Source organism: Gordonibacter pamelaeae 7-10-1-b, assembly GCF_000210055.1.
Classification (GTDB): domain Bacteria; phylum Actinomycetota; class Coriobacteriia; order Coriobacteriales; family Eggerthellaceae; genus Gordonibacter; species Gordonibacter pamelaeae.
Genome location: NC_021021.1, coordinates 3,155,433 through 3,163,259 on the forward strand (window position 1 = coordinate 3,155,433; position 7,827 = coordinate 3,163,259).

The 7,827-nt window shown below is 66.7% G+C and carries 9 protein-coding genes; all 9 read right to left on the bottom strand.

All coding sequences use genetic code 11. The features are described 5' to 3' along the window. Positions 1 to 427 precede the first annotated feature (427 nt). A complete protein-coding gene (locus GPA_RS18445; RefSeq protein ID WP_231847707.1) occupies positions 428 to 850 on the bottom strand; it encodes a fumarate hydratase in 423 nt (140 codons plus the stop codon). A 93-nt stretch (positions 851 to 943) separates the two neighbouring features. After that, on the bottom strand, positions 944 to 1,135 hold the full coding sequence (locus GPA_RS14490; protein ID WP_041239713.1) for a helix-turn-helix transcriptional regulator: 192 nt from the start codon (positions 1,133 to 1,135) through the stop codon (positions 944 to 946). Between the two features lie 12 nt (positions 1,136 to 1,147). Further along, a complete protein-coding gene (locus GPA_RS14495; protein WP_015540341.1) occupies positions 1,148 to 1,468 on the bottom strand; it encodes a hypothetical protein in 321 nt (106 codons plus the stop codon). Between the two features lie 105 nt (positions 1,469 to 1,573). Further along, complete coding sequence (locus tag GPA_RS14500; protein WP_041240626.1) at positions 1,574 to 2,365, bottom strand: nitroreductase family protein; 792 nt, start codon at positions 2,363 to 2,365, stop codon at positions 1,574 to 1,576. 331 nt (positions 2,366 to 2,696) lie between these two features. Then, positions 2,697 to 3,620: a malate dehydrogenase gene (gene mdh, locus GPA_RS14505; protein WP_015540343.1), complete on the bottom strand. Its 924-nt coding sequence runs from the start codon at positions 3,618 to 3,620 to the stop codon at positions 2,697 to 2,699. A gap of 410 nt (positions 3,621 to 4,030) precedes the next feature. Further along, on the bottom strand, positions 4,031 to 6,592 hold the full coding sequence (locus GPA_RS14510; RefSeq protein ID WP_041239714.1) for a DNA topoisomerase I: 2,562 nt from the start codon (positions 6,590 to 6,592) through the stop codon (positions 4,031 to 4,033). A gap of 216 nt (positions 6,593 to 6,808) precedes the next feature. Continuing rightward, the gene (locus GPA_RS14515) at positions 6,809 to 7,081 is read right to left on the bottom strand and encodes a helix-turn-helix domain-containing protein (protein WP_041239715.1); all 273 of its coding nucleotides are present in this window, start codon (positions 7,079 to 7,081) and stop codon (positions 6,809 to 6,811) included. Then, positions 7,074 to 7,331 carry a type II toxin-antitoxin system RelE/ParE family toxin gene (locus tag GPA_RS14520; RefSeq protein WP_197533111.1) on the bottom strand — a complete coding sequence of 86 codons (258 nt, stop codon included), beginning with the start codon at positions 7,329 to 7,331 and terminating at the stop codon, positions 7,074 to 7,076. Before GPA_RS14520 ends, GPA_RS14515 begins: the two co-directional genes overlap by 8 nt. Positions 7,332 to 7,619: 288 nt before the next feature. Then, on the bottom strand, positions 7,620 to 7,827 hold a 208-nt coding region (locus GPA_RS20275; protein WP_231847662.1), incomplete at its 5' end, for a hypothetical protein.

Here is a 7,827-nt window from a genome sequence, read left to right on the forward strand (position 1 = left end):
GCTTCATCCTGTACCTGGGCCTGGACAAGCGCTACCCGGCGGAGGCGGTGCACTCCATCCGGTTCGCGCCCGACTTCGAGCGCAACATCGCCGACATCTTCGACGACGGGCGCTTCCCCGACGACCCCTCGTTCTACTGCTACGCGCCGTGCTCGCTCGATGCGTCGCTCGCGCCCGAGGGCTGCCAGACGCTCTACGTGCTGGTGCCGGTGCCGCCGCTGGCCGACGGCGGTCCGGGCTGGGGTGCGGAAGAAGTGGCCCGATATCGCGAGCGCGTGCTCGACCTGGTGGAGCGCGAGACGGTGTACGAGGACGTGCGCGACCACATAGCGTTCGAGCGCGTCTTCACGCCGAACGACTTCGCCGAGCGGTTCAACGCCAGCCGGGGCGCCACGTTCGGGCTGCGGCCCACGCTGCGGCAGAGCAACTACTGGCGGCCGCACAACAAGGCCGAGGCGTGCGAGGGCCTGTACTTCTGCGGCAGCAGCACGCATCCGGGGGCCGGCGTGCCCATCGTGCTCTTGAGCGCGCGTCTGGCGGCCGAGGAGCTTCTGCGCGACGACGCCGAGGCCACGTCGGCGAACACGTCGCCGCGCACGAGCACGTCGGGGCCTATCTCAAGGCTCGCCCACACCGTGCCGGTGTCCTGGCAGATGGGAACGCGGTCCTCGCGCGCGATGCGCGCGTTCTCCGCCAGCTGGTCGAGCACGGCGCGCCCCCGCGGGTTGTCCTCCACGGCGCGCGCAGATGCGATCCCCGCCTCGATGTCGGCCGGCAGCTCGCACGCCAGCCGCGGGATGGCCGCGTAGACGGCGTCCGCGACCTGTGATTTCGTGATGATGGTTTCCATGGGGATGAATTATACCGCAACCCGGCCGATCCGCCTCCCACGTTGCCGGGACGTGCCTGCGAGGACCCCGGCCTGCGCGAGATGGGGAGGCGGTCACTCCAGGTGGAACAATTCCTCCACGGTCGTGCCGAGCTCGCGGGCGAGGCGCAGGGCGAGGGGCAGCGTGGGGTCGTACTTGTCGTTCTCCACGGCCACGATGGTCTGGCGGCTCACGCCGCAACGCTGGGCCAGGTCCTCCTGGCGCAGGCCCAGCGCTTTGCGCAGGCGCTTGATGTCGTTGCGCACGGTGCCGCCCGCTTACGCCGCGTACAAGGCGAGGAAGCCGGCGAAGAACGTCACCAGCGCCACGCCCAACACGCCCACGACGATGCGCACTGTCCGGTTGGGCTCATGGTACTCGTCGTCGCCCTCCACCATGCGCCGCTTCATCGACTCCTCGGAGAAGCCCTGCGCCAGCAGCACGGCGATGAGCACGAGCGTGGGCAGCATATCCCGCGCGCCCCCGGTGGCCAGGTACAGCACCAGATTGACGAGCGTCCATGTCGCCAGCAGCAGGACCGCGAACTTGTATCCCAGGGCCTCCGACCGCGTCCTGATCGACTTCTCCATCTCGTCCATGATCGGCTCCTTTCGGCCACAAAGTAAAGAACTCTTGACATTTCGCAGTATGCCGCCTCCGCGGCAGAATGTCAAGAGTTCTTTACTTTTTGCGATGACGGCAGCCTACTTCACCACGAAGTCGCCCGGCATGCGCGGGGCCGTGCGGGGATAGGACACGGCGGGGCAGCCCAGCAACAGGCACATCTGCAGGGGGCGCTCGTCCGCCCCAAGGAACGCGCGCACGGCGGGGAGCTCCTCGGAGGCGCGGCAGAGGTAGCCGTTGAACAGGACGCCGAGGCCCTGCGCGGCCGCCATGAGCTCTATGTTCTGAGCCGCCAGGCCCGCGTCGTCGGCGCGCTCGGCAGCCACGTACACGACAGCCGGTGCGTTGCGGAACAGGAAGTCCTGCCTGCCCGCGCACGCGTCGCGCAAAAACGGCTTGTAGAGCTTCACCCAACGCGGCTTCTCGTCTGCCGGCAGCGCAAGCAGCTCCTCGATGCCGTCCCACACGAGCCGTTTGAGCTCGGCGAGGCCGTCCTGCACTACGACGAAGCGGCAGCCTTGCGCATTCTTCGCCGTGGCCGTGTAGCGACCTGCCTGCAGCACGAACTCGAGCTCTTGGCGTCCCACCGGCTCCGGCTTGAACGAACGGACGCTGCGACGCGACTTGATGGCGCGCAGGAGGTCGGCGGCGTCGATCGTCTCGCCCGCCGGCGCAGACGGCTCCACGTCGGCCATGTCGTAACCCGGAATGGACACCGCCGCCGTCGGGCAGACGGCCACGCAGTGCCCGCACAGGATGCAGCGGCCTTTCACGCGCGCCGTCCCATCCTCAACCAGCAGGTTCGACCCCACGCAGTCGGCAACGCACCGCCCGCACCCGATGCAGCGCTCGGCATCTATTTCGATCAGCATGAACATCCTCCTTGAAAACGGAAGCGCCCGACACGGGCGCTTCCCCACTGTCCCACGCCCCCTCTTTGGCGCGGGGGCGGCGTGCGGCCGGCTAACGCAAGCCGCGCCGATTCGCCAAGGACGCGTCAGGCCATCGGCGCGGCGCAGGACGCGCGCATCCCGAAGCCTTCCTCCGCGCCCGAAGGGCAAGTGGAGCTAGGACTGAAGAAAGGATTGGAAGCGGGCGTCGTAGGGGGTGCAACGCGGAATGCCTGGTGCAGGACAACTGGCACAGGATTGGGATGCGGGATGCACGACACGCATCCCAATCCTTCGCCGCGCCACTTCGCACTTACTCCGGCAGGTTCGCCAACCCCGCGCGCACGCTGTCCGCAGACGCGCGCAGCGCCGCGAGCTCCTCGTCGTCGAGGTCGAACTCCACGACCTCCTCCACGCCGTCGCGGCCCAAGCGCACGGGCACGTTCATGTAGAGGTCGTCGATGCCGTACTGGCCGTCGATGTGCGCGCACACGCTCATGATCTCGTGCGTGTCGCCCAGGATGGCCTCCACCATCTTGGCGATGGACGCGCCGGGCGCGTAGTAGGCGCTGCCGGTCTTGAGGTGCGCCACGACTTCGGCGCCGCCCTTCACGCAGCGCTGCACGACCTCGGCCACGGCCGCCTCGTCCATGAGCTCGGTGATGGGGGTGCCGTCCACCGTGGTGAAGCGCGGCCAGCACACCATGCCCTCGCCGTGCGCGCCCACGGCCCACGCCTCCACGGCCGCCGGCTCGCAGCCGAGCTTCTCGCACACCGCGAACGACAGGCGCGAGGAGTCCAGCACACCGCCCATGCCCATGAGGCGCTCCGCCGGCAGGCCGCTCTCGCGGAACGCCAGCGTGGTCATGACGTCGAGCGGGTTCGTCACGCAAATGAACACCGCGTTCGGGGACGCCTCCTTGGCCTGGCCGATCACCGACTTCATGATGCCGGCGTTCACGCCGAGCAGGTCCTCGCGGGTCATGCCGGGCTTGCGGGCGATGCCGGCGGTGATGACCACCACGTCGGAGTCGCGCGTGTCGGCGTAGTCGTTGGTGCCGGTCACGTGCACGGTGAACTTCTCCACACTGCGCATGTGCATCATGTCGAGCGCCTTGCCCTGGGGCAGGCCCTCGGCCACGTCGATGAGCACGACGTCGGCCAGGTTCTTGGACGCGATGATGTGGGCGGCGGTGGCACCGACGTTTCCGGCGCCGACGATGGTTACCTTGGGCATGTGATTGCTCTCCTTCGAAGTCAGGTTCTGCGCCCCGCATTGTAGCGCCCCACGCGCCAAGCTGCGACGACGAGTCCCGCATCTCCAGCGAAACGGCACGTCGTAGTTGGTGACGGTTGGCGACGCGGAGCCGCGCTGCACACTTTTCACCAGATTTCTGCACTCCGGCACTTGAGACCTCGCCGCAAGGAAACGCGATCAGGGGAAACGGTCATCGCTGATAGCCTGTTCGGCTTCATGGGTCGGAAAACCCGCCTTCCGACGTAAAAAACTGGTGAAAAGTGTGCAGTAAGAGCCCGAAGCCGTTGCCCGGCCGACCGGTCGATGCGTAGGTACGGGACAGCGCAGCCGCGGGGCTGCGCTGTCGAGGTAGGTCAGGGCCGACCAGACGATCGATCGGGAATTGGTCGCTAGGCTTTGTCGGAGGAAACCTTCTTGGCGGCCGGCTTCTTCGCGGGAGCCTTCTTCGCCGCGGGTTTCTTGGCGGGCGCCTTCTTGGCGGGCGCCTTCTTCGCGCCGCCCTTCGCACCCGACGCGCCCTTCTTCTCCTCGTCCTGCTCCTTGCCGGGACAGTCGAAGTTGGGGCAGAGCTTCCACGGGCCGCGCGCGGTGGTCACGATCACCATCGGCGCGCCGCAGTGCTCGCACACCTCGCCCGTGGCCGTGAGCGCGCCGTACTGCGGCAGCGGATAGCCCACCCCGCACTCCTCGTAGTTCTCGCAGTGGATGAAGCGCTTCAGCGTGCGCGGGTTCTTCTGCGCCACGAGGTTCGCCTGCTTGCCCTTCTCCTTGCACACGGGGCACTCGCCCACGATCACGTCGGGCTCCTTGTTGGTGGCGCAGTTCGGATCGATGCAGATGGTGCGCGGCTTGGCTCGGAACGCCGTCACCTTCACCTGGGGCATGCCGCAGGTGGGGCACGGCTCGGGCACGGCCTCCACCTTGCCCTTGGGCAGCGGGTAGGTGACGTCGCAGTCGGGCCAGCCGGCGCAGCCGATGAACATGCCGCGCGTCTTCTGGCTCGCGCGTAGCTGCAGGTCCTTGCCGCACTTGGGGCACGGGCCCACGTAGGCGTCGGCGGCCACGGCGTCGGCGAGCGCGTCCTTCACCTCCTCGGAGTGCGGCAGGAGGCTGGCCAGCTGGTCGGCCAGGAGGTCGCGGCTCGTGTCCACCACCTTCAGGCGCGTGGTGCGGCCCTCGGCGATGTTGTCCATCTCCTCTTCCAGCTCGGCCGTCATCTCGGAATGCGTGATGTGCGGCGCGAACTTGTCGAGCGCGTCGCACACGGCCATACCCAGCTGCGAGGGCTCGATGGGGTCGTTCACGATGTACTTCACCGCGTAGAGGCGCTCGATGATGGAGTGGCGCGTGGACTTCGTGCCCAGGCCCAGCTTCTCCATCTCCTGGATGAGCTTGCCCTGGCTGTAGCGCGCGGGCGGCTCGGTCTGCTTCTTCGTGCAGGTGGCGCCGTTGAACGCGATCGTCTCGCCCTCCGCGAGCGCGGGCAGCTGCTCGTCCTTCTTCAGGCCGTACGGGTAGATGGCGCGGAAGCCCGGACGCACCAGCACGTCGCCCTTAGCCACGAACGGCTCGCCGTTCACGTCGAGCGACACCTTCGTGCCCTCGACGACGGCCGCCTCGGAGAGCGTGGCCAGGAAACGCCGCGCGATGAGGTTGTACAGCTTGTAGTCGGCCGGCGCGAGGTCGTCGGGCGTGGCCTTGGCCGTGGGATAGATGGGCGGGTGGTCCGTCGTCTCCTTCTTGCCGCGCGTGGCCTTGAGCTCGCCCTTCGCCAGCAGCTCCTTGCAGTACGGCGCGTAGGCGGGGTTTCCCGAGATGGCCTTCACCGTGTCGGCGAGGTCGAGCGAGCTCGGGTACACGGTGTTGTCCACGCGGGGGTAGGAGATGTAGCCGTCCATGTAGAGGCTCTCGGCGATCCGCATGGTGCGCGCGGGCGAGAGGCCCTCGGCGGACGCGGCGGCCATGAGGGAGGTCGTGTTGAACGGCGCGGGCGGCTGGACCGTGCGCTTCTTCTTCTCGACGCCTGACACGCGGGCGGTGGTGGCGCCCTCCACGTGCGCCATGACGGCGCTCGCCTCGGCCTCCACCTTGAAGCGGGCCGTGGCGTGCGGGGCCTCGAACGCGTCCGGGTCGGTGCCGAGCGCGCCGCGGATCACCCAGTAGTCCTCGGGCACGAACGCCAAGCGCTCGCGCTCCTTCGCCACGATGAGGGCGAGCGTGGGCGTCTGCACGCGGCCCGACGAGCGCACGTTGCCGTAGCCGGCGAACTTCACGAGCGTCAGGTAGCGCGTGAGCACCGCGCCCCAGATGAGGTCGATGTCCTGGCGCGACGCGCCGGCGGACGCCAGGTTCACGTCCAGCTCCACCAGGTTGTCGAACGCGTGCGTGATCTCCTCTTTGGTGAACGCCGAGTACCGCGCGCGCGACACGGGCGCGTCGGGGTTCACCTCCTGGATGCAGGAGAGCGCGTCGCTTCCGATGAGCTCGCCCTCGCGGTCGAAGTCGGTGGCGATGATGACGGAGTCCGCCTTCTTCGCCAGGTTCTTCAGCGAGCGGATGATCTCCTTCTCCTTGGGGAGCTTCTTGATGGGCGCGTACACCAGGTACGGCAGCGCGTCCATCTTCCAGGTCTTGAGCTCCACGCCGTCCTCGGTGAAGGGCTTCTTCTTCTTGAAGGGGGGCTTGGGCAGCGTCGCGGGCAGCTTCGCCGGGAAGGTCTCGCCCTCCTCCGTGACGCCCTGCCAGCCGCCGCGCTTCTTGTACACCATGGTCGGGGTGAAGTCGGGCTCCAGGATGTGGCCGCGCAGGCCGATGGTCACCCACTCCTCGCCGTCCACGTCGAAGCGGTACACCGGCGTGGAATACACCTTGTCCGCCTTGGGTTTCTTGACGCCGAGCAAGTCGGCGATCTTCTGAGCCGCGTCGTTCTTCTCGGTTACCACCAGCTTCACGCGGTTCCTCCTCTTCTTCCGGCCGCCTCCCGCGGCCTGATCGCGTTCACACGATGCCCCATTCGTTTATTAACGTGTGCGGGGATGGCGCGCTTGGGCGCGCAGCAGACGCTAGCATACACGATTTGCGGCAGTTGCGGCGAAAAATACGCATCTTGAAGCGAGCGCGGAACCGGCGGGCCGCACCGCGGCGGAGGTGGCGCGGCGGTAGGGCGCTCACACGAAGCTGATGCGCAGCTTCTTGCCGAGGCCCTTTGCCACCTGCTGTAGCGTCTTGAGCGTGGGGTTTGCGTTGCCGGACTCGAGGCGCGCGAACGCGCTCTGCCTCATGCCGCAGCGCTCGGCCAGCTCGCGCTGGGTGAGGTTCTGCTCGGCGCGCGCCATCGTGATGGCGCTGATGATGTCGTACACCGGCTCCAGGCGCTCGTACTCGGCGGCGCACTCGGGGTCTTTCATCTGCTCCGCATGATAACGATCAAGATCATCCATTTCCGAACCTCTTCTCCCAATCGGCTTTGTAGGCGAGCGCCCGCTCGATCTCCCTTCGAGGGGCTTTCTGCGATTTCTTCACAAACCCGTTCGTCACCACGATTTTGCTTCCGCAGAAAAAGAAATAGAAGGCGCGAGCGATGTCGCTGCCCTGGCGAACACGCAACTCAAACAAGCCTTTTCCCATGGATTTCGAATGCGGCTCCCACAGCATGTCGGCCTGATCGCGCAAAGCGGAGATGGCGGTCAACCTTCGCCCTCAGCTTCGGTTCGAGCGAATCGAGGACTTCACCATAGGCTTCGTTCCATTCGCCTTACAATAGAAAACAACCTCGAACTCTTCCATTCCGCCCCCTTGCGGGGATACCAACAGTATATAACATATATGTTATATACGCAAGTACCATCCCGTCTTATATCCGTCCTGCCTTCTGCCCTTCTCCCGCCCATTCCCGCAATCCTCCGCCGATCATAGCGCCGCGACCTTGCATGGCGACCGTCGGTCGACCGTCGCGAAACCGCAAAAACCTTGCGCGTCTCAGGCGCGTCGGCCGTGCGCTTCTTGCGCGGCGACCGCCTGTTCCTTGCCGAATCCTTGCACGATTGCCGCACGAACCTTGCGGTTTTTCGCTTCGCGCGAAAACCCCTGATGATGCATAAGGCACCCTGGAAGGAAGACGGACCGCTTCGGGAAATGCGATGGGGATTTCGTTACCGCGCGTTGGAGAAGCTGCGGGCGTTTCGTG